Origin of the sequence: Streptomyces sp. NPDC046759 (assembly GCF_040645475.1) — a bacterium.
In the GTDB taxonomy this organism is placed as follows: Bacteria; Actinomycetota; Actinomycetes; order Streptomycetales; family Streptomycetaceae; genus Streptomyces.
The window spans coordinates 73,155-93,194 of sequence record NZ_JBEYYJ010000026.1; the positions used below are offsets into that span (position 1 = coordinate 73,155).

At 71.2% G+C, this 20,040-nt stretch carries 20 protein-coding genes and 2 tRNA genes; 14 read left to right on the plus strand and 8 right to left on the minus strand.

Annotation, left to right across the window (positions count from 1 at the left end):
- Positions 1-28 precede the first annotated feature (28 nt).
- The 4 genes from ABZ919_RS30145 to ABZ919_RS30160 all read left to right on the plus strand — a co-directional run bounded on the left by ABZ919_RS30145 (position 29) and on the right by ABZ919_RS30160 (position 3,233).
- Complete coding sequence (locus ABZ919_RS30145) at positions 29-1,141, plus strand: SDR family oxidoreductase (protein WP_361253760.1); 1,113 nt, start codon at positions 29-31, stop codon at positions 1,139-1,141.
- Between the two features lie 119 nt (positions 1,142-1,260).
- A complete protein-coding gene (locus ABZ919_RS30150; RefSeq protein WP_361253762.1) occupies positions 1,261-1,722 on the plus strand; it encodes a molybdenum cofactor biosynthesis protein MoaE in 462 nt (153 codons plus the stop codon).
- A gap of 190 nt (positions 1,723-1,912) precedes the next feature.
- The gene (locus ABZ919_RS30155) at positions 1,913-2,086 is read left to right on the plus strand and encodes a hypothetical protein (RefSeq protein WP_361253764.1); all 174 of its coding nucleotides are present in this window, start codon (positions 1,913-1,915) and stop codon (positions 2,084-2,086) included.
- A 49-nt stretch (positions 2,087-2,135) separates the two neighbouring features.
- Positions 2,136-3,233, plus strand: coding sequence for a PDZ domain-containing protein (locus tag ABZ919_RS30160; RefSeq protein ID WP_361253766.1), 1,098 nt, complete (start codon positions 2,136-2,138; stop codon positions 3,231-3,233).
- 90 nt (positions 3,234-3,323) lie between these two features.
- Here ABZ919_RS30160 and ABZ919_RS30165 read toward each other — a convergent pair whose 3' ends face one another.
- The gene (locus ABZ919_RS30165) at positions 3,324-3,866 is read right to left on the minus strand and encodes a PPA1309 family protein (RefSeq protein WP_361253768.1); all 543 of its coding nucleotides are present in this window, start codon (positions 3,864-3,866) and stop codon (positions 3,324-3,326) included.
- Positions 3,867-4,030: 164 nt separating this feature from the next.
- Here ABZ919_RS30165 and ABZ919_RS30170 point away from each other — a divergent pair, with 164 nt between their 5' ends.
- The 4 genes from ABZ919_RS30170 to ABZ919_RS30185 all read left to right on the plus strand — a co-directional run bounded on the left by ABZ919_RS30170 (position 4,031) and on the right by ABZ919_RS30185 (position 9,191).
- A complete protein-coding gene (locus ABZ919_RS30170; protein WP_361253885.1) occupies positions 4,031-6,919 on the plus strand; it encodes a UPF0182 family protein in 2,889 nt (962 codons plus the stop codon).
- A 41-nt stretch (positions 6,920-6,960) separates the two neighbouring features.
- A tRNA-Met gene (locus ABZ919_RS30175) sits at positions 6,961-7,034 on the plus strand.
- Between the two features lie 203 nt (positions 7,035-7,237).
- Complete coding sequence (locus ABZ919_RS30180; RefSeq protein WP_361253770.1) at positions 7,238-9,049, plus strand: tetratricopeptide repeat protein; 1,812 nt, start codon at positions 7,238-7,240, stop codon at positions 9,047-9,049.
- A 68-nt stretch (positions 9,050-9,117) separates the two neighbouring features.
- Positions 9,118-9,191: transfer RNA gene (locus ABZ919_RS30185), tRNA-Met, on the plus strand.
- A 142-nt stretch (positions 9,192-9,333) separates the two neighbouring features.
- Here the strand turns inward: ABZ919_RS30185 and ABZ919_RS30190 are convergent.
- Positions 9,334-9,750 carry a Fur family transcriptional regulator gene (locus ABZ919_RS30190; RefSeq protein ID WP_361253772.1) on the minus strand — a complete coding sequence of 139 codons (417 nt, stop codon included), beginning with the start codon at positions 9,748-9,750 and terminating at the stop codon, positions 9,334-9,336.
- A 156-nt stretch (positions 9,751-9,906) separates the two neighbouring features.
- On the opposite strand from ABZ919_RS30190, the gene ABZ919_RS30195 reads away from it, so the two are divergent.
- Positions 9,907-11,358, plus strand: a complete 1,452-nt coding sequence (locus ABZ919_RS30195; RefSeq protein WP_361253774.1) for a catalase — start codon at positions 9,907-9,909, stop codon at positions 11,356-11,358.
- A 182-nt stretch (positions 11,359-11,540) separates the two neighbouring features.
- On the opposite strand, the gene ABZ919_RS30200 is transcribed toward ABZ919_RS30195, so the two are convergent.
- Positions 11,541-11,936, minus strand: coding sequence for a CBS domain-containing protein (locus ABZ919_RS30200; protein WP_361253776.1), 396 nt, complete (start codon positions 11,934-11,936; stop codon positions 11,541-11,543).
- A gap of 149 nt (positions 11,937-12,085) precedes the next feature.
- Entirely contained in the window at positions 12,086-12,886 is an 801-nt protein-coding gene (hisN, locus tag ABZ919_RS30205; protein WP_361253778.1) for a histidinol-phosphatase, read from the minus strand.
- A gap of 213 nt (positions 12,887-13,099) precedes the next feature.
- On the opposite strand from hisN, the gene ABZ919_RS30210 reads away from it, so the two are divergent.
- Positions 13,100-13,708 (plus strand): TetR/AcrR family transcriptional regulator, encoded by a 609-nt coding sequence (locus tag ABZ919_RS30210; protein WP_361253780.1) that lies wholly within the window; start codon positions 13,100-13,102, stop codon positions 13,706-13,708.
- 63 nt (positions 13,709-13,771) lie between these two features.
- Here ABZ919_RS30210 and ABZ919_RS30215 read toward each other — a convergent pair whose 3' ends face one another.
- The 4 genes from ABZ919_RS30215 to ABZ919_RS30230 all read right to left on the minus strand — a co-directional run bounded on the left by ABZ919_RS30215 (position 13,772) and on the right by ABZ919_RS30230 (position 17,271).
- Entirely contained in the window at positions 13,772-14,095 is a 324-nt protein-coding gene (locus ABZ919_RS30215) for a multidrug efflux SMR transporter (protein ID WP_073889359.1), read from the minus strand.
- Positions 14,096-14,183: 88 nt separating this feature from the next.
- Positions 14,184-15,194, minus strand: coding sequence for a ribosome small subunit-dependent GTPase A (gene rsgA, locus ABZ919_RS30220; RefSeq protein ID WP_361253782.1), 1,011 nt, complete (start codon positions 15,192-15,194; stop codon positions 14,184-14,186).
- 9 nt (positions 15,195-15,203) lie between these two features.
- Positions 15,204-16,520, minus strand: a complete 1,317-nt coding sequence (gene aroA / locus ABZ919_RS30225) for a 3-phosphoshikimate 1-carboxyvinyltransferase (protein WP_361253784.1) — start codon at positions 16,518-16,520, stop codon at positions 15,204-15,206.
- 28 nt (positions 16,521-16,548) lie between these two features.
- Positions 16,549-17,271, minus strand: a complete 723-nt coding sequence (locus tag ABZ919_RS30230) for a M50 family metallopeptidase (protein ID WP_361253786.1) — start codon at positions 17,269-17,271, stop codon at positions 16,549-16,551.
- Between the two features lie 49 nt (positions 17,272-17,320).
- On the opposite strand from ABZ919_RS30230, the gene ABZ919_RS30235 reads away from it, so the two are divergent.
- From ABZ919_RS30235 to rsrA, 4 genes are all read left to right on the plus strand, one after another.
- Positions 17,321-18,136, plus strand: a complete 816-nt coding sequence (locus ABZ919_RS30235; protein ID WP_361253788.1) for an SOS response-associated peptidase — start codon at positions 17,321-17,323, stop codon at positions 18,134-18,136.
- Between the two features lies 1 nt (position 18,137).
- The gene (locus ABZ919_RS30240) at positions 18,138-18,764 is read left to right on the plus strand and encodes an alpha/beta family hydrolase (protein ID WP_361253790.1); all 627 of its coding nucleotides are present in this window, start codon (positions 18,138-18,140) and stop codon (positions 18,762-18,764) included.
- A 256-nt stretch (positions 18,765-19,020) separates the two neighbouring features.
- Positions 19,021-19,716 carry an RNA polymerase sigma factor SigR gene (gene sigR / locus ABZ919_RS30245; protein ID WP_361253792.1) on the plus strand — a complete coding sequence of 232 codons (696 nt, stop codon included), beginning with the start codon at positions 19,021-19,023 and terminating at the stop codon, positions 19,714-19,716.
- Positions 19,713-20,015: a mycothiol system anti-sigma-R factor gene (rsrA, locus tag ABZ919_RS30250; protein ID WP_361253794.1), complete on the plus strand. Its 303-nt coding sequence runs from the start codon at positions 19,713-19,715 to the stop codon at positions 20,013-20,015. The genes sigR and rsrA overlap by 4 nt, the downstream gene beginning before the upstream one ends.
- Positions 20,016-20,040 lie beyond the last annotated feature (25 nt).

Consider the following 20,040-nt stretch of genomic DNA (forward strand, 5'->3'; position numbering starts at 1 on the left):
ATGCGAAGACAACCGCTGGAGACGCCCGGTGAGTTCCCCAGATCCGCAGGTTCGCGCAGCGCGAAACCTCGCAACCCCGCACGCCGTGCGCGGCCCCGTCGTCGCGGTCACCGGCGCTGCCACCGGGGTCGGCGCCCTGCTCACCGCGCGGCTGGCCGCCTCCGAGGAGATCAAGCAGGTCATCGCCATCGACGAGCGGCGCGGCGAGTGCGCCGACGCCCAGTGGCACATCCTCGACGTGCGCGACCCCGCCATCGCGGACAAGCTGCGGGGCGCCGACGTCGTCGTCCACCTCGCGCTCGACCTCGACCTGGAGACCGATCCGGCCGCCCGTACCGCTTACAACGTCCGGGGGACGCAGACCGTGCTGACGGCCGCCGCGGCGGCCGGTGTGCACCGGGTCGTGCTCTGCACCTCGGCGATGGTCTACGGCGCCCTGCCGGACAACGAGCTGCCCCTTTCGGAGGACGCCGAGCTGCGCGCCACCGCCGAGGCCACCGGTGTCGGCGACCTGCTGGAGATCGAACGGCTGGCGCGGCGGGCGCCGCGGGCGCATCCGGGGCTGAACGTCACCGTCGTACGGCCCGCCGTGCTGGTCGGCGGTACCGACACCGCGCTGACCCGGTACTTCGAGTCGCCGCGGCTGCTCGTCGTCGCCGGCTCGCGGCCCGTGTGGCAGTTCTGCCACGTCGAGGACCTGTGCAGTGCTCTGGAGTACGCCGTCCTGGAGAAGGTCGACGGGGAACTGGCCGTGGGCTGCGACGGGTGGCTGGAGCAGGAGGAGGTCGAGGAGCTGAGCGGGATCCGCCGGATGGAGCTGCCGTCGGCCGTGGCGCTGGGCGCGGCGGCCCGGCTGCACCGGATCGGGCTCACACCGTCTCCGGCGGGGGACCTCGCCTACACCATGCACCCGTGGGTGGTCAGCGGGAGCCGGCTGCACGACGCCGGGTGGCGGCCGACGTGGACCAACGAGGAGGTCCTCGCGGAACTGCTGGAAGAGGTCTCCGGGCGGCACACGGTCGCCGGACGGCGGCTCGGGCGCAAGGACGCCACGGCCGCGGGGGCCGCGGGCGCGACGGTGGCCCTGCTGGGCGCGGCGGCGGTGGTACGGCGCGCCCGGAAGGCCCGGCGGCGCGCGTGAGGCGTGCCCCGGCACGAACGCCCCGCGGCCATGTCGTACGAGCATCCAAGACAGCACACGCGTGTGCCTGGTGAATCTCGTATTCCCCGCCGTCACGGGCGTGCGGCACGATGGGGGGCATGGCACACGCGAACGAGCACCCCGGTGAGCAGGGGGCGCAGGATCCCATCAAGCTGATCGGCGTCCGGGAGAGCGCACTCTCCGTCGACGAGGTGTTCCGGGCCGTCGGGGACGACGCGGCCGGCGGCATCGCCCTGTTCGTGGGAACCGTGCGCAACCACGACGAGGGCGCCGACGTGGACGCGCTCGGGTACTCCTGCCACCCCAGCGCCGAGGCCGAGATGCGGCGGATCGCCGAGAAGGTGGTGGCCGAGTATCCGGTGCGGGCGCTGGCCGCCGTCCACCGCGTCGGCGACCTGCGGGTCGGGGAGCTCGCCGTGGTCGTCGGCGTCGCCTGCCCGCACCGCGCCGAGGCCTTCGACGCCTGCCGCAAGCTGATCGACGACCTCAAGCACGAGGTGCCCATCTGGAAGCACCAGAAGTTCTCCGACGGCACGCAGGAGTGGGTCGGCGCCTGCTGACCCCGGGGGCGGTGCCTGCCGGCCACCACGGGCCGGCGCCCGCCGACGCCCGTCACCCGAAGCGTCGGTCACTCGGAGCATCCCCGTCCCCCGGGTTGCGTAACTGACCCCCTGGCGTGAGCGTTGTCCGTGCGGATGGTTAATCTGCTGATCAGTCAGTTGCGGACGCTCGTGGCGTTGGGAGGTCGGCATGGGGGCGCTTGTCTGGCTGCTGATTCCGCTGGTGGCCGCGGTCGGCGGCGGGCTGTGGGGCAGTTGGGCCAATCGGACACGCAAGGTGCGCGGGGACGGCCCGGAGCTGGACGGTTATGCCCGGTTCCGCGAGGCCATGGAGAGGTCCCACACGGGTGCCGACGGCGCGTGACGGGGTGCCCTGACGGTGCGCTGACAGAGGCGTCCCGTACTGTCGTGGCATGCCACGCCGCACCGCGACGATGCTCGCCTCCACCCTGATGCTGATCGCGCTCCTGTGCGCCGGAGTGCTCATCCCCGTGCCCTACGCGGAGATGTCCCCCGGCCCGACCGTGAACACGCTGGGGGACCACGACGGCGAGCCGGTGCTGCAGATCACCGGACATCGGACGTACAGGACCGACGGCAATCTGAACATGACGACCGTCAGGGTGACCAGCGCCGACTTCCGGATGAACCTGGTGCAGGCCGTCTACGGCTGGCTGGACCCCGACACCAAGATCGTCCCGCACGACACGCTCTACCCGAACGGGACGACAGAGGAGCAGTCCTCGCAGCAGAACGCCGAGGAGTTCAGCCAGTCCCAGGAGAGCGCCAAGGTCGCCGCCCTGAAGGAACTGGGCGTCCCGGTGAAGTCCTGGGTGATCGTCTCCACCGTCGTCAAGGGCTCGCCGGCCCAGGGCAGGCTGCACGCCGGTGACGTGATCAAGGCTGTCGACGGCACGGCCGTGAAGCAGCCCTCGGACGTGTCCAAGCTCGTCACCAGGCACAAGCCCGGGCAGAACGTCGTCTTCACCGTCATCCCCGCCAAGGAGCAGGCCGCCGCCGAGAAGGCGCACAGGACGGCGACGACGACGCAGGACGTCACCATCACCACGACCACCTCGAACGACAGCGGCGCCAAGCGGGCCGTCGTCGGGATCTCCGCCGGGACCGACCACACCTTCCCGTTCGACATCGACATCAAGCTCGCCGACGTCGGCGGCCCCAGCGCCGGTCTGATGTTCGCCCTCGGCATCTACGACAAGCTGACCCCGGGCAGCCTCACCGGCGGCAAGTTCGTCGCCGGCACCGGAACCATCGACGACAACGGCAAGGTCGGCCCGATCGGCGGCATCGAGATGAAGACGGTCGGCGCGCGCGACAAGGGCGCCCAGTACTTCCTGACGCCGGCCGACAACTGCGCGGCCGCCGCCAAGGACACCCCGGGCGGGCTCAGGCTGGTGAAGGTCAGGACGATCGGGGACGCGCTGGACGCGCTGAAGGACATCCGCGGCGGGAACACCGCCGCGCTGCCCAGGTGCACCACCAGGGGCTGAGCGGCCGGTGACACGGCCGGGGGCGCCCCTGGCAGGTGCGCCCCCGCCGCCGGCGCCGTACCGGACCGGCGGCCGCGCGGACGCCGGCCGTCAGTCCTCGAACGTCGCGGCCAGCGCCTCCGCCAGGCCGGGCACCAGGTCCGGGCCGGTCAGGACCTCCGTCGCGGTGTCCTTCTCGCGCAGCCGCAGCGCCGACTCCCGGCCGCCGTCGCGCAGCACCGCGACCGTCATGCGCACCTCCTGGCGCTCGGGGTGCTCGGCCACCCACCTGGTCAGCCTGGCCTCGCTCAGGTTCTCGGGGACCTGCGCCTCGGCGGACGGCGGCAGCATCAGCCGCTCCACCGACAGCGCGCAGCCGGTCACGGCGTCGGGCCAGGCGATGGTGCCGAGGAACTCGTCCAGCGGCTTGCCGGACGGGATCTCGTCCTGCTCGATCGGCGTGAGACCGGTGGAGGCGGACTCGTCCTCCAGGCCCAGCTGGGCGGCGAGCGCGGGTTCCTGATCCCGCAGCCGTGCGGTGTCGACAAGGGCGAAGAGGCGGGCGGGCTGGTCCCAGCCGAGGCCGGAGACGTACTCGTCGATCTCGAGTACGGCCCGGGTGAGCGGGCTCGCTGCCATGGGAGTGTTGGACATGGTCACAATCCTGCCTCGTTCCCGGCCCGAATCGGGAACCGAGCAAAGCGTGAGTAAGTTGCATAGGTGTTGGCCCGCGATCACGGGGGGCCACGGCGGGTCCGCGAACACGAGGGCCTGACGGATCGACAGCGAACTTCGAGGTGCGCACCTTGGCTTTCCAGATGCCGGACCGCGGCGGAGGCCCGACGGGGCCACGGATCACGGCGGGCCGCCCGTCCCGGCGGGTCCGGGCCCTGCTCATGACACTGGGCGTCCTGGCCGTCCTCGGCATGGCGTTCACCATGTTCGCGGGCTTCTGGACGGACTGGCTGTGGTACCGGTCGGTGCACTACTCGTCCGTGTTCACGACCACACTGTGGACCAAGATCGGCCTCTTCTCCGTCTTCGGTCTGCTGATGGCGGTCGCGGTGGGTGTCAACATCTGGCTCGCGCACCGGCTGCGGCCCCCGCTGAGCGCCATGTCCATGGAGCAGCAGAGCCTCGACCGCTACCGGATGGGCATCGCGCCGTACAAGAAGTGGCTGCTGCTGGCCGTCACCGCCCTCGTCGGCCTGATCGCCGGCGCCTCCGCGGCCGGCCAGTGGCGGACCTGGCTGATGTGGGTCAACGGCGTGCCCTTCCACCAGAAGGACCCCCAGTTCCACCTCGACGTCTCCTTCTACGCCTTCGACCTGCCCTGGTACCGCTTCCTGCTCGGGTTCGGCTTCGCCGCCGCCATCCTGTGCCTGATCGCCGCCGCGCTCACGCACTACCTGTACGGCGGGCTGCGCGTCACCAGCCCCGGCGCGAAGGCCACCGCCGCCGCGACCGGGCATCTGTCGGTGCTGCTCGGCGTCTTCGTCGCCCTCAAGGCGGTCGCCTACTGGCTCGACCGGTACGGCCTGGCCGTGAAGTCCAGCGACTTCAAGACGACCGGCAACTGGACCGGCCTGCGCTACGTCGACGCCAACGCCTATCTGCCGGCGAAGACGATCCTGTTCTGCATCGCCGTCATCTGCGCCCTGCTGTTCTTCGCCACGCTGTGGCGGCGCACCTGGCAGCTGCCCGTCATCGGCTTCGGCCTGATGGTCCTCTCGGCGATCCTGATCGGCGGCCTGTACCCGGCGATCGTGCAGAAGTTCCAGGTCGAGCCCAACGAGCAGGCCAAGGAAGCCCCGTACGTCCAGAAGAACCTCAAGGCGACCCGTGAGGCGTACGGCATCGACGACACCAAGGTCACCGAGTACGCCGGCAAGTCCACCGCCACGGACAAGAGCAAGCTGCGCGGCGACGCGGACGACGCGGCGAGCATCCGGATCATGGACCCGAACATCGTCTCGCCGACGTTCCAGCAGGCGCAGCAGATGAAGAACTACTACGCCTTCCCGACCAACCTGGACGTCGACCGGTATCCGGCCAAGGACGGCAAGGACCAGGACACCGTCATCGGTCTGCGCGAGCTGAACCTCGACGGCGTCCCCAAGAACAACTGGATCAACGACCACTTCCGTTACACGCACGGCTACGGCGTGGTCGCCGCCCGGGGCACCGACGCCGACGACCAGGGCCAGCCCGTCTTCGCCGAGTCCGGCCTGCCGTCCAAGGGCGAGCTCGGCACGTACGAACAGCGCGTCTACTACGGCGAGAAGACCACCACGTACTCCATCGTCGGCGGACCGCAGAAGGAGGTCGACTACTCGGCGGACAACGGCGACGAGAAGACCACCAGCTACACCGGCAAGAGCGGCGTCAACCTCGACAGCCCGATCAACCGGGCCGCGTACGCGGTGGCGTTCAACGAGCCCCAGATCCTCTACTCCGGCGCGATCGGCAAGGGCTCGCGGATCCTGTACAACCGCACGCCCAAGGAGCGCGTGGAGGCGGTCGCACCCTGGCTGACCATCGACGGGGACGCCTATCCGGCGGTCGTGGACGGCCGCGTCCAGTGGATCGTCGACGCGTACACGACGTCGAACGGCTACCCGTACTCCTCCCGTACGACCCTGGGCGATACGACGGCCGACTCGCTCACCGCCGCCAACAACAACCGGGCGGTGGTGGCCCAGCAGAACCAGGTCAACTACATCCGCAACTCGGTGAAGGCGACCGTCGACGCGTACACCGGCGAGGTCAAGCTGTACCAGTGGGACACCAAGGACCCCGTACTGAAGACCTGGATGAAGGCGTTCCCGGGCACGGTGCGGCCGAAGAGCGCCATCTCCGGGGACCTGCTGGCCCATCTGCGCTATCCGCAGGACCTGTTCAAGGTCCAGCGCGAGCTGCTCAGCCGCTACCACGTGACGGACGCGCAGACGTTCCTCACCGGCAGCGAGGTCTGGCAGGTGCCGAACGACCCGACCAACGACTCGGGCAGCGCGGTGCCGCCGTACTACCTGAGCATGAAGATGCCGGACCAGAGCAAGCAGTCGTTCTCGCTGACGACGACGTTCACGCCGAACGGACGTGACAACCTCAGCGCGTTCATGGCGGTCGACTCCGACCCGGGCACCAGTGACTACGGCAAGATCAGAATTCTGAAACTGCCGACCAGCACGACGGCCGACGGCCCCAAACAGGTGCAGAGCCAGTTCAACTCCCGGCCGGACATCGCGGAGACGATCAGTCTGCTCACCCGCGGGCATTCCAAGGTCGAGTACGGCAATCTGCTGACCGTGCCGCTCGACGACGGACTGTTGTACGCGGAGCCGGTCTACGTCCTCGGCGGCAAGCTGAAGTACCCGTTGCTGGGCAAGGTGCTCGTCTCCTACAACGGCAGGACCGCGTTCGAGAACACGCTCGGCGAGGCACTCGACAAGGTCTTCGGTACGGCGGCCTCGACGACCACACCACCGGACAACGGCACCACCAGCCCGCCCGGCACCGGCAACCCGACGGTCAAACAGGCGCTGCAGGACGCCCAGAAGGCCTTCGAGGCCGGGCAGCAGGCGCTGAAGGACGGGCCGGACTGGGGCGCGTACGCGAAGGCGCAGAAGGATCTCCAGGACGCGCTGAAGCGAGCCGAGGGCGCACAGTCCAAGCCGGACGGGACCAGCGGCAAGAACGGGAGTTGATCAAGCCGCCCCGGTGTCGTGATACGGTTGCCGGGCAACGGCGCGGGGTGGAGCAGCTCGGTAGCTCGCTGGGCTCATAACCCAGAGGTCGCAGGTTCAAATCCTGTCCCCGCTACTGCAGTCGAAGGCCCGGATCCTCAGGATCCGGGCCTTCGTGGTGTGCGAACTCATGTACTGAGGGGAGGGACGGCCGCGCCGCCGTGGGGAGTTGGGTGGGGTGTGTTTGACTTGTCGTCCTGTGGGCATGTCGACAAAACGCTGAAGTGACCTCACGGGCTGCGGTATACCGGGTGTACCCAGGTTGCAGGTGGTGCGACGATGGACGTTATGGGGGACAAGGCAACTCTGTTCGAGTCAGGGCGATTTGTGCAGACTTCCGGTGAGGAGCCGACCCGCGACGAGCTGACCGAGACGGGGGACGCCGCGGAAGAGGTACGCCTCGCACTGGCCGCACAGAGCGGCGACGCCGAGGCGGCGAGCGTCCTCGGGGCCATGCTGCTGCGCCGCGGCGACCTCGACGGAGCCGAACCCCATCTGCGGGCCGCCACCGCGGCGGGCGACCGGGCCGCCGCGAACAACCTGGGTGTCCTCCTGCACCAGCGCGGCTACCCCGAGGAGGCGGCCGGCTGGTGGCGCATCGCGGCCGTCGCCGGTTCCGCCGCCGCCGCGCACGCGCTGGGCCGCTACCACCGCGAGCGAGGCGACGAGCCCGCCGCCGAGTACTGGCTGCGTCAGTCCGCCGAGCAGGGCCATGTCCTCGGCGCCTACGCGCTCGCCGACCTGCTGGAGCACCGCGGTGACGTCGGCGCCGAGCACTGGATGCGCGCCGCGGCCGAACGCGGACACCGGGAGGCCGCCTACCGGCTGGCCCGCACGCTCGACAGCGCCGCGGGCCGCGAGGACGAGACCGCGTCCGACAACGCTGTCGCCGAGGCCGAGCAGTGGTACCGGCAGGCGGCCGCGCGCGGCCACCGGCGTGCCGCGCTGCACCTCGGCGCGATCCTGGAGAAGCGCGGGGAGCTGAAGGAGGCGGGGCGGTGGTACCTGACCTCCGCCAAGGACGGCGAGTCCCGGGCCGCCTGCGCGCTCGGTTTCCTGCTGCGCGACGCCGGGGACACCGAGAGCGCCGCCGTGTGGTGGCTGCGCGCCGCCCAGGACGGCGACGGCAACGCGGCCAACGCGCTGGGCGCGCTGCACGCCGAACGCGGCGAGACGCAGACCGCCGAGCGCTGGTACCGGGCGGCACTGGACGCCGGTGACGACAACGGCGCGTACAACCTCGGACTGCTCTGCGCCGAGCAGGGGCGCACCACGCAGGCCGAGCAGTGGTACCGCAGGGCCGCCTACGCCGGGCACCGGGAGGCCGCCAACGCGCTGGCCATCCTGCTGCTCCAGGGCGGCGACACGACCGGCGCCGAGCCGTGGTTCTCCAAGGCGGCCGAGGCCGGCAGCGTGGACGCCGCCTTCAACCTCGGCATCCTCTACGCCGGACGCGGCGAGGAGGCGATGGCCCTGCGCTGGTACGAGCGGGCGGCCGCCGCCGGGCACACCGAGGCCGCGCTCCAGGTCGGGATCGCCCGGCTGCGCGAGGGCGACGAGCCCGAGGCCGAGCGGCATCTGCGGTGCGCGGCGGGCGGCGGCAGCGCGGAGGGCGCGTACCGGCTGGCCACCCTGCTCGACGCCCGTCGCCCGCCGGAGCCGGCGCACGAGCTGGGCGAGATCGTGCACGAGAAGACCGAGTGCGAGGAGTGGTACGAGCGGGCGGCCACGCAGGGGCACCGGCGGGCGCAGGTGCGCGTCGGGATGCTCGCGGCGGCGCGCGGCGACGTGGTCGAGGCGGCGCGGTGGTACCGGGCGGCGGCGGAGGCCGGATCCCGCAACGGGGCGTTCAACCTCGGGCTGCTGCTGGCGCGGGAGGGGAGCGAGCCGGAGGCGGCGGTGTGGTGGACGCGGGCGGCGGACGCCGGGCACGGCCGGGCGGCGCTCCGGCTGGCCCTGGTCTACGCGCGTCGTGGCGAGCTGGCCGAGGGGCAGACGTGGGCCGCCAGGGCCGTCGAGCTGGGGCCGGCGGAGGTCTCGGAGCGGGCGGGGCGGCTGCGGGACGCGCTGCGGGAGGAGCTCTCGGCGTGAGCCCGGCCACGTCTCCGGTAACTGATTTGCTTCCGTCGACCTCCCTCACGTAATGTCGTGTTCACCGACGCGGGGTGGAGCAGCTCGGTAGCTCGCTGGGCTCATAACCCAGAGGTCGCAGGTTCAAATCCTGTCCCCGCTACTGAAGGCCGAGGGCCGGAATCCAGAGATGGGTTCCGGCCCTCGGTGTTTGTTGCGCGTGCGAGGGCGTGCGTGCAAGGAGCGGGCACGCCGGCCACGCAAAGAGCCCCGGCGGTCGCCGGGGCTCTGCGAAGAAGCGGTGGCTACGCCTTCGCGCAGTCCGGGCACAGCCCGCGGTACGTCAGTTCGACGTCCGACACCGTGAAGCCGAAGCGCTCCGTGTCGGGGAGGTCGGCCAGCGGGTCACCCGTGGGGTGGACGTCGCGGATCGCACCGCACCGGGCGCACACCAGGTGGTGGTGCGGCCGGTGTGCGTTCGGGTCGTAGCGCTTGGCGCGCTTGTCCGTCGAGACCTCCAGCACCTCACCGAGCGAGACCAGCTCACCCAGCGTGTTGTAGACGGTCGCCCGGGAGATCTCCGGCAGCTTCACGACAGCCCGCGCATGGACCTCGTCGGCCGTCAGATGGACGTGCTCGCCGTCGAGCACCTCGGCCACGACGCGCCGCTGCGCGGTCATCCGCCATCCGCGTCCACGCAGCCGTTCCAGAAGGTCGCTCATGGCCACAAGCCTAACAGGAAGGGGGACCAGGACGGGAATAGGTGTGAGATTGGAACGATGTTTGACTTGGACTTAGTCCAATGTAGGATCGCGAATGGCTTTGGCCATGGGGCAGGACTGGGACAGGACCAGTCAGCAATGACGCAGGAGGCGCGCGTGACGCAGGGACCGCTCACCACGGAGGCCGGTGCTCCGGTCGCCGACAACCAGAACAGCGAGACGGCGGGCGTCGGCGGACCGGTCCTCGTCCAGGACCAGCTCCTGCTCGAGAAGCTCGCCCGCTTCAACCGGGAGCGCATCCCGGAGCGGGTGGTGCACGCACGCGGTGCCGGCGCCTACGGCACCTTCACGGTGACCGCCGACGTCACGCCGTACACCCGGGCCGCCTTCCTCTCCGAGGCCGGCAAGGAGACCGAGGTCTTCCTGCGCTTCTCCACGGTGGCCGGCAACCTCGGTGCGGCCGACGCGGTGCGTGACCCGCGCGGCTTCGCGCTGAAGTTCTACACCGAGGAGGGCAACTACGACCTCGTCGGCAACAACACCCCGGTGTTCTTCATCCGGGACGCGATCAAGTTCCCGGACTTCATCCACACCCAGAAGCGCGACCCCTGCACCGGCTCCACGGAAGCCGACAACGTGTGGGACTTCTGGTCGCTGTCGCCGGAGTCGACCCACCAGGTGACCTGGCTGTTCGGCGATCGCGGCATCCCGGCGTCGTACCGGCACATGGACGGCTTCGGCTCGCACACCTTCCAGTGGAACAACGATGCCGGCGAGGTCTTCTGGGTCAAGTACCACTTCAAGACCGACCAGGGGATCAAGAACCTCACCGCGCAGGAGGCCGGCGCCCTCGCCGGCCAGGACCCCGACTCCCACCAGCGCGACCTGCGCGAGGCGATCGAGCGCGGCGAGTTCCCGAGCTGGACCGTGGGTGTGCAGATCATGCCGGCGGCCGACGCGGCGGCCTACCGCTTCAACCCGTTCGACCTGACCAAGGTGTGGCCGCACGCGGACTACCCGGTCGTCGAGATCGGCAGGCTGGAGCTGAACCGCAACCCGCGGAACATCTTCGCCGAGGTCGAGCAGGCGATCTTCAACCCCGCGCACTTCGTGCCGGGCATCGGTCCGTCGCCGGACAAGATGCTCCAGGGCCGCCTCTTCGCGTACGGCGACGCGCACCGCTACCGCGTCGGCATCAACGCCGACCACCTGCCTGTGAACCGTCCGCACGCCACCGAGGCGCGCACCCACTCCCGTGACGGCCACCTCTACGACGGACGGCACGGCGCGGCGAAGAACTACGAGCCGAACAGCTTCGGCGGGCCGCGGCAGACCGGCCGGCCGCTGTGGCGGTCCACCCCGGTGGCCGGGGCCACGGGCGGTCACCCCACGCCCGCGCACGCCGAGGACGACGACTTCGTACAGGCGGGCAACCTCTACCGGCTGATGTCGCAGGAGGAGAAGGAGCGCCTGGTCGCAAACCTCGCGGGCGCGCTCGCGCCCGTCTCGCGCGAGGACATCGTCGAGCGTGCCGTCGGCAACTTCCGCAAGGCCGACCCCGGCTTCGGCAAGCGGCTGGAGGCGGCCGTGCAGGCGCTGCGCGGCTGAGCCGGCAGCAGTGAGCCGGCTGCGTTGAGTCGGCTGCGTTGAGTCGGCTGCAGTGGGCCGGCCGTACAAGTCGGGGCACCGCCCGTGCCTCCCTCGGAGCATCAAGGACCTGGGGGGTGCCTCCAGGCGGGCCGGACCCCCCGGTGCTCGGGGTCCGGCCCGTTCCGCTTGTCCGGGACGGCTCAGAGCGCCGCCGCGGGCTCCCGGGCCGGGGCCCAGCAGCGGATGATGTCGCGGACCGACACGATGCCGGCCACCTCGCCGCGGTCGAGGACGATCAGGTGCCGGAAGCCGCCGTGGGCCATGGTGCGGGCGGCCTGCTCCAGGGTCCAGGTGGGGGCGGCGAAGACGACGTCGGTGGTGGTGTGGGCGTGGGTGCGTTCCGTGTCGGGGTTCTGGCCTAGGCCGACGGAGTTGAGGATGTCGCGTTCGGTGAGGATGCCGATGCCGCCGGCGTCCGGGTCGAGGACGACGGCGGCGCCTACGCGACGGGCGGACATCAGGGTGGCTGCCTGACGGAGGGTATGGGCGGGGCCGACGGTGAGGATCACCGTGCTCATGGCGTCACGGACGAGCATGGATGGGGCCACCTCCTAGGAATCCCTGCCGTTGTGCACGGATTCACAAGTTCACAAAGTGGGGGTGAACTCAGCATGCCAGGTAAAGTGCGGGTCAACAAGGGGGCGCGTGGCGCCAGTTGAGGGCGTACCGGGAGTAGTCCCGTTCCTCACTGGCGCTGGTTGAGATACCCCAGCAACTCGTCGTGCAGCAGACCGTTGGACGCCGCGGCATTGCCGCTGTGCGGGCCCGGACGGCCGTCGAGACCGGTGAAGCTGCCGCCGGCCTCCGTGACGACGATCGCGTTGGCCGCCATGTCCCAGAGCGAGAGCTCCGGCTCCGCGCAGATGTCCACGGACCCCTCGGCGACCATCATGTACGGCCAGAAGTCGCCGTACGCGCGCGTGCGCCACACCTGGCGGGTGAGGTCGAGGAAGCCGTCGAGGCGGCCCTGCTCCTCCCAGCCGGAAAGGGAGGAGTAGGCGAAGGACGCGTCGGCCAGCTCGCCGACGCCGGAGACGTGGATGCGGGTCGCGGAGGTCAGGCTGCGGCCGGTGAAGGCACCGTGGCCCTTCGCGGCCCACCAGCGGCGGCCGAGAGCGGGGGCGGAGACGAGGCCGACGACGGGGTGGTAGCCGCCCTCGCCCGCTTCCATGAGCGCGATCAGGGTGGCCCAGACGGGGACGCCGCGCACGTAGTTCTTGGTGCCGTCGATGGGGTCGATCACCCAGCGGCGCGGGCCGGAGCCCTGCACCCCGTACTCCTCGCCGAGGACCGAGTCTCTCGGGCGTGCGCGCTGGAGATGGCCGCGGATGACTTCTTCCGCCGCCTTGTCCGCCTCGCTCACAGGGGTCATGTCCGGCTTCGTCTCGACCTTCAGGTCGAGCGCCTTGAAACGGTCCATCGTGGCGGCGTCGGCGGCGTCCGCAAGGACGTGGGCGAGGCGCAGGTCGTCGAGGTAGTCCGGCATGCACGGAACGGTATCCGCCGTGGTCGGTACCGGGCCAGCAGGGGCGCGGGCGTTGCGGCGGCGGAGCACCGATCGGACGCGCGGAACCGCGCGCGGCCGCGAAACGGCTCGCCTCGCGGCGGGGGCGCGGCGCACCTGTACCACCGCGAACCCTTGACAGTGCATACAAGCGCGTCAAATCTGGGCGGACAGCCGCTCCGCCCCAGGGAGGCGATGATGCCCGCTGCCCGGGAGTCCCTACTGGACGCCGCCTACACGGCGCTCGCGCGCCGGCCGTGGTCCGCGGTGCGGATGGTCGACGTGGCCACGGCGGCGGGAGTGTCCCGGCAGACCCTGTACAACGAGTTCGGCAGCAAGGACGGGCTGGCCCGCGCGCTGGTGCGGCGGGAGGCCGACGGCTATCTGGCCGGAGTCGAGCGGGCCCTCGCCGGCCCCGGCGAGCCGACGGAACGGCTCACCGCCGTCGCCGAGTGGACGAGTTCCGCCGCGCGGGACAACGCGCTGATCCGGGCCATGCTCACCGGCTGCTGGAGCGAACGGCTGCCCGCCCCGCCCCGCACCGCCGTACCGTCCTCGTCCTCGGTGCCGGCGCAGCGCCGCGCGGACGGGCCGCTGCCGACGCCCCGCGACTTCGTGCGGATCGTGCGGGACCGCGCGGTCACCGCGCTGACCGGTCCCGCCGCCGCCCCCGCCGACACCGCCGAGCTGACCCGCCCCTGCGAACTGGCGGTACGCCTCGCCCTGTCGTGCGTCGCGGCGCCGCCCGGCCAGGGCGGCATGGCCGAACTCATCCGAGCGGTCGTCCCGCGCCTGGCGGCGTGACTGAGGCATGACCCCGGCGTGACTCCGGCGTGACTGCGGCGCGACGCCTTCAGCGCCCCGTGGTCAGTGCGCCGAGCCCGACAGCTGCAGCCCGATCACCCCGACGATCACGAAGCTGATGGAGACGATCTTCAGGGTGGACACCAGGTCGCCGAGGAAGACCATGCCGTAGATGGCGGTGCCGGCGGCGCCGATGCCGGTCCACACCGCGTAGGCGGGGCCGACGTCGAGCTTCTTCAGGGACAGGGTCAGCAGGCCGAAGCTGCCGAGGGCGAACGAGGCGAAGGCGATCGTGGGCCACAGGCGGGTGAACCCGTGCGAGAGCTTCAGGCACACGGCGAAACCGGTCTCCAGGATCCCGGCCACTATGACCAGCAGCCACGCCATGTGCTGTCCTCCCGTTGGTCCGGATCTCCGGCTCGGTGCGATTATGCACTTACCGGCACCGGGCCCCGGCAAACAACGCGACAGCGGCTCAGTCGCCTTCCTTGCGCTCCCGTGTCGCCAGCAGCCTGCGCAGCGAGTACAGCCGCGCGGGATCCGCGTGCCCCTCCTCGACCCAGGCGTCCAGCGCGCAGTCCGGCTCGTCGTGGCTGCACGCGCGGGGACAGCCCTCTGTGCCCGGCTCGAGATCGGGGAAGGCGTGGATGACGCGGGACGGGTCGACGTGGGCGAGTCCGAAGGAGCGGACACCGGGGGTGTCGACGACCCAGCCGTCCGCGCCCATCAAGGGGAGCGCGAGGGCGGAGGTGGTCGTATGGCGGCCGCGGCCCGTCACCGCGTTCACATGACCCGTGATGCGGCGGCGCTCCTCGGGAACCAGCGCGTTCACCAGTGTCGTCTTGCCGACGCCCGAGTGACCCACGAACGCGGTGACCCTGCCGTCCAGCTGCTCCCGCACCCGGTCCGCCGCGTCCCCGTTCTCCAGCTCCTCGCGGCTGGTGACGAGGTACGGGATGTCCAGGGCGCCGTACAGCTCCAGCAGCTGGTCCGGCGGGGCCAGGTCCGACTTCGTCATCACCAGCAGCGGCTCCAGACCGCCGTCGTAGGCCGCGACCAGGCAGCGGTCGATCAGGCGGGGACGCGGTTCCGGGTCGGCCAGGGCCGTGACGATCGCCAGCTGGTCGGCGTTGGCGACGACCACACGCTCGAACGGGTCGTCGTCGTCGGCCGTGCGCCGCAGGACCGACGTGCGTTCCTCGATCCGCACGATCCGCGCGAGCGTGTCCTTCTTGCCGGACAGGTCACCGACCAGGGCCACCCGGTCCCCGACCACCGCCGCCTTGCGGCCCAGCTCGCGGGCCTTCATCGCCAGGACGACCGTGTCCTCGACCAGGCAGGTCAGCCGGCCGCGGTCGACCGTGAGGACGAGGCCCTCGGCGGCGTCCTCGTGCTTGGGCCGGATGTTGGTACGGGGCCGGTTGCCCTTGCGGTTGGGACGGGTGCGGATGTCGTCCTCGTCGGTGTGCTTGCCGTAGCGGCGCATGGCGTGTCCCTACTGCCCGAGCATCCCGGCCCACAGCTCGGGGAAGTCCGGCAGGGTCTTCGCCGTGGTCGCCACGTTCTCGATCCGCACGCCCTCGACCGCCAGGCCGATGATCGCGCCGGCGGTCGCCATGCGGTGGTCCTCGTAGGTGTGGAAGACGCCGCCGTGCAGCGGGCGCGGGCGGATGTGCAGGCCGTCGGCGGTCTCCGTGACGTCACCGCCGAGCTCGTTGATCTCCTTGGTGAGCGCGGCCAGCCGGTCCGTCTCGTGCAGCCGCAGATGGGCCACGCCCCGCAGGGTCGAGGGGGAGTCGGCGAGGGCGGCGACCGCCGCGACGCCCGGGGTCAGCTCACCGACGTCGCCCAGGTCCACGTCGATACCGTGGATGGACCCCGTACCGGTGAACACCAGCCCGTACTCGGTCAGTTCACAGGAACCGCCCATCTCGGTGAAGATCTCCCGCAGCCGGTCACCCGGCTGGGTGGTGTGCTCCGGCCAGTCCGGGATCAGCACCTTGCCGCCCGTCACCAGGGCCGCCGCCAGGAACGGCTGGGCGTTGGACAGGTCCGGCTCGATCGTCAGGTCCCGGCCGAGCAGCGCGCCCGGCGTCACCCGCCACACGTTCGGCTCGCCGCCCGACTCCGGGGTGTCCACCTGGGCGCCGACCGCGCGCAGCATGTCGACGGTCATCCGGATGTGCGGCACGGAGGGCAGGGTCGCGCCGGTGTGACGGACCTCGACGCCCTGGTTGAAGCGCGGACCGGACAGGAGCAGGGCCGAGACGAACTGCGAGGAGGAGGACGCGTCGATCGACACCGGGCCGCCGTCCAGGGCTCCGCCGCCGTGCACGGTCAACGGGAGCGCGCCCCGGCCGTCGTCGTCGATCCGGGCACCGAGCACGCGCAGCGCGTCGATCACGCCGTGCAGCGGGCGCTCGTACGAGCGCGGGTCGCCGTCGAACCGGATGGGGCCGTCGGCCAGCGCGGCCACCGGCGGCAGAAAGCGCATCACCGTGCCGGCGTTGCCGACGTCGACCGTCGCCGGGCCGTGCAGGCCCGTCGGCAGCACCCGCCAGGCCTCGCCCGTGCCGTCCGGGCCCACTCCCTCCTCGATCTCCACGCCCATCGCACGCAGGGCACCGGCCATCAGCAGGGTGTCGCGCGAGCGCAGCGGGCGGCGCAGCCAGCCGGGCTCGGAGGCGAGGGCGGCCAGCACCAGCGCGCGGTTGGTGACCGATTTGGACCCGGGCACGTGGACCGTCGCGTCGACGGCTCCGCTCGCGTGCGGGGCGGGCCAGAGGGCGGGAGGAGCAGTGTTCGGGGCCATGGGGCCACTTTATAAGGGCGGCCCGCCGTCAACCTTCCAGCAGCCAGCGGCCCCCACCGATCAGCGAGCACAGCGACACCGCGTGGAACAGGAACAGCCACAGCCCCGCCGGGACATGCGTCAGACGCGACAGCTGGTCCGCGTCCGAGTCACCGGCGCCGCCCCGGGCCCGCTTCATCTGCAGCTCGAACGGCGGCCGCACCCCGCCGAACAGCAGGAACCACACCACCGCGTACGCGAAGGCCGCCTGCACCTGGGGCCCCGCCAGCCAGGACACCAGCAGGAAGGCGCCCCCGGCCAGCACCACGGTCAGCACCCCGTACGCGTTGCGGATCATCACCAGCATCGCCACCAGCAGCGCCGTCGCCACCCACAGCAGGAGCGTGATGCGGCCGGCGGCCAGCAAGGTGGCGCCGCCCAGACCCAGCAGCGAGGGCGCGGTGTATCCCGCGGTGGCCGTCAGGATCATGCCCAGGCCGTACGGCTTGCCCCGGCTGACCGTGAGGCCGCTGGTGTCGGAGTGCAACCGGATGCCGGTCAGCTGCCGGCCGGTGAGCAGGGCGACCAGGCCGTGGCCGCCCTCGTGCGCGATGGTGATCGCGTTGCGGGATATCCGCCACAGCGTGTGCGGGACGACGACGGCGAGGGCGGCGGCCGCGGTGGCCACGACCACCCACAGGTCCGGATCGGGCTGGGTGCCGGTGAGCCGGTCCCAGAGGTCGGGCAGCGCGAGGGCGGCGAGGCTGTCCATGTGTCCGAGCGGCTCCTGTCCTGGTACGGAGTCTGGCAGTGTGGCACGTATGTGCGGACGGTATGCATCCAGTCGTAGGCCCGAGGATCTCGCAGGAATCTTTGAGATCGACAAGTGGGTGCCCGAGGAGACCCTGGAGCCGGACTACAACGTGGCTCCCACCAAGGAGGTCTACGCCGTCCTCGACCGTCCCCTGAAAGACGCGGACTCCCCGCGCCCGGTTCGCCAGCTGCGCAGGCTGAAGTGGGGACTGGTGCCCTCCTGGGCCAAGACCCCCGAGGGCGGCGCCCGGATGATCAACGCGCGGGCGGAGACCGTGCACGAGAAGCCCGCCTACCGCCGTGCCTTCGCCGCCCGGCGCTGCATCGTCCCCGCCGACGGCTACTACGAGTGGGTCACCGCAGCGCAGGAGCGCGAGCTGGAGGTCGAGGGCAAGAAGAAGCGGCCGCGCAAGCAGCCGTACTTCGTGCTGCCGGCCGACGGTTCGGTGTTCGCGATGGCCGGGCTGTACGAGTTCTGGCGCGACCGGACCCTGCCCGACGACCACCCGCAGGCCTGGTGGGCCACCTGCTCGGTGATCACCACGGAGGCCGAGACGAGCCCGCTGGCCGTGGCCCCCGCCGAGGGCCCGCGCTCCCTCGTCGACATCCACCCCCGGATGCCGCTGATGCTCACCCCGGACCGCTGGGACGCCTGGCTCGACCCCGGCCGCACCGACCCCGGCATGCTGCGCGACCTGCTGGCGCCGCCGCCGCCCGGCCTGATGCGCGCCTACCCGGTCTCCACGGCCGTCAGCAACGTCCGCAACAACGGCCCGGAGCTGCTGAAGGAGCTTCCGGCACCGGAAGAGGGCACACTCTTCTAGCGTGATCGAGACTGTCGAGACCGAGGCCGGGACCGCGCGCGTCACCTGGCACCACGCCGAGCAGCCCACGCTCGTCCTCGCCGTGAGTCACGGTGCCGGGGGTGGCATCGAGGCGCGGGACCTGCAGGCGCTCGCGCGCGCACTCCCCGCGCACGGCGTGAGCGTCGCCCTCGTCGAGCAGCCCTGGCGGGTGGCCGGGAAGAAGGTCGCACCCGCGCCGAAGACGCTGGACGTCGGCTGGCGGGGGGTCTGGCCCGCCCTGGCCGGGCCCGGGCTGCCGGTGATCTCCGGCGGGCGCAGCGCCGGGGCCCGGGTCGCCTGCCGGACCGCCGTGGAGCTGGGCGCGCACGCCGTGCTCGCCCTCAGCTTCCCGCTGCACCCGCCGGGCAAGCCGGAGAAGTCCAGGGCCGAGGAGCTGCTCGGGGCCGGGGTGCCGACGCTGGTCGTCCAGGGCGGCAACGACCCCTTCGGCAAGCCGGAGGAGTTCCCCGAGGGCCCGTACGGACTGATCGAGGTGCCCTGTGGCGATCACGGCTTCGCGGTACCCAAGCGGGCGCAGATCGGCGAGGAGCGGGCGCTGGAGATCATCACCGAGGGTGTCGTGGAGTGGGCCGCGTCACTCGGGTGACCCCCGGGAATGCCGCGGGGCGGACCACTGTTGTGGCGGACAGAAGTGCTGAGGCCTCGGCACCGACGTCGTGGGAGAGGAAGTCCGCCGCATGGGTTCGACCATCTGCCCGGCCCGCAGCAGCAGCGCTGACCTGGACTGGACGGTGCTGCACGCGGCCAAGGCCGCTCCTATTCGAGGGGCGGCAGGGACGGGTCGTGTTCTATCCTCCGAATCGAGTGGGACCGGTCTCGGTCCTGCCCGGGATCTTGAGGAGGTGGGTCCGGTCACCGGTACCGACGCAGGGACCGACAACGGCCAGGCGGAGCAGCCCGAGGGCCAGGGCGTGAGCGCGGAGGCGAACTCCGAGTCCACCGCCGAGCGCAGTGCGCGCTTCGAGCGGGACGCGCTCGAATTCCTCGACCAGATGTACTCGGCCGCGCTGCGCATGACGCGCAACCCCGCCGACGCCGAGGACCTGGTGCAGGAGACGTACGCGAAGGCGTACGCGTCGTTCCACCAGTTCCGTGAGGGCACCAACCTCAAGGCGTGGCTGTACCGGATCCTCACCAACACCTTCATCAACTCCTACCGCAAGAAGCAGCGCGAGCCGCAGCGCTCCGCCGCGGAGGAGATCGAGGACTGGCAGCTCGCCCGCGCCGAGTCGCACATGTCGACGGGTCTGCGCTCCGCCGAGTCGCAGGCGCTCGACCACCTGCCCGACTCGGACGTGAAGGCAGCGCTGCAGGCGATCCCCGAGGAGTTCCGCATCGCCGTCTATCTGGCGGACGTCGAGGGCTTTGCGTACAAGGAGATCGCGGACATCATGGGGACACCCATCGGTACGGTGATGTCCCGGCTGCACCGGGGCCGCCGTCAACTGCGCGGCATGCTGGAGGACTACGCGCGTGAGCGCGGGCTGGTCCCGGCGGGCGCCGGAGAGTCGAACGAAGCGAAAGGCTCGGGCTCATGAGCTGCGGAGAGCCGCACGAGACGGACTGCAGCGAGGTCCTCGACCACCTGTACGAGTTCCTCGACAGCGAGATGCCGGAAATCGACCGCGACAAGTTCCAGCACCACTTCGAGGAATGCTCGCCGTGCCTGGAGAAGTACGGCCTGGAACAGGCCGTGAAGAAGCTGGTCAAGCGGTGCTGCGGGCATGACGACGTCCCCGCGGACCTGCGCGCCAAGGTGATGGGCCGGATCGACCTGATCCGCTCCGGCCAGACCGTGCCCGAGCACGATGTGACGGCGACGCCCCAGGAGAGCTGAGCAGCCGCGCCGTATCACCCGAACG